Here is an 844-nt window from a genome sequence, read left to right as displayed (position 1 = left end):
TTCTAGAGTAATAGTATCAGTATGTCCAAGTGTTAGAGATTACTTACACGTATATTAAAGTTTTTGCACCAGAACCATAATTACTACTTGTGGTTTCACGTTATGGAAGACGAAATAGCTGGTATTCATCATCTCAAAAAATCCAGTAACTTCACCATAAAAATTGCGCCTAGATTTATCTAGGTGCAATTTTTATGAAACATTATTTTTGATTTGCTTATGAACCACTTTATTATAGCAACCATGTTTTACTACTTGCCTAACATCATCTACTTCAATTCCCATTACCTCTGTAATATCTACTACAATTGTATTCTGTAGAACACTCACTACATATCCGATTAATTGTAAATTAGGATTTTTACGATATAAAAATTGAACGTAATCCCCAATTATTACCTTTGTTTTATACTCCATTTGGTACCCCCTGAATCTTCATTAATTATTCGTTAGGGTTCCCTTTTTTTGCTTCTTCATACTGTTTAGTAAATTTATAAAATGAAGAACGCTTAATATCATATTTCTTCATAGCTTCTACTACATTAATTGTATCGCAAAATTTTAGTTAGCAAACTAGAGATAAATACTTCATTATTGTTTCTGCTATATTTAAAAGTTTCTACTCTAAATACAATAAGAAAAGCAAAAAGAACTTGTAGAAATCACTACAAGTTCTTTTTGGATTAAAGCGAATACACGGGACACATAAATTATCTGGTTCTGTTGCAAAGTTTTCTAAAGTAAGCTAAACTTTGTAAAAAACAAATAAGGAGCGTAACAAATGGGATATTTTAAAGGAAAACAGTTCGAGAAAGATATTATCTTGGTAGCCGTTGGCTACTAT

Annotated in this window: 1 protein-coding gene and 1 pseudogene; both read right to left on the bottom strand. The window is 30.1% G+C overall.

What is annotated here, in order from left to right; translation table 11 throughout:
• Positions 1 to 192 precede the first annotated feature (192 nt).
• Positions 193 to 417, bottom strand: a complete 225-nt coding sequence (locus JDS96_RS30510; protein WP_199669095.1) for a DUF2187 domain-containing protein — start codon at positions 415 to 417, stop codon at positions 193 to 195.
• Between the two features lie 25 nt (positions 418 to 442).
• A pseudogene (locus JDS96_RS32715) lies at positions 443 to 550 on the bottom strand (recombinase family protein); the annotation flags it as partial.
• Positions 551 to 844: the final 294 nt, after the last annotated feature.

It is taken from the genome of Bacillus cereus group sp. N21, from assembly GCF_016483395.1.
In the GTDB taxonomy this organism is placed as follows: Bacteria; Bacillota; Bacilli; order Bacillales; family Bacillaceae_G; genus Bacillus_A; species Bacillus_A pseudomycoides.
Note: the sequence above shows the minus strand (reverse complement) of the source record. Positions and strands in the feature narration are given on the sequence as shown.

What these genes read in the sequence shown, in the direction of transcription:
- JDS96_RS30510 (WP_199669095.1), bottom strand. Translation starts at nt 417, where the DNA reads ATGGAGTATAAAACAAAGGTAATAATTGGGGATTACGTTCAATTTTTA.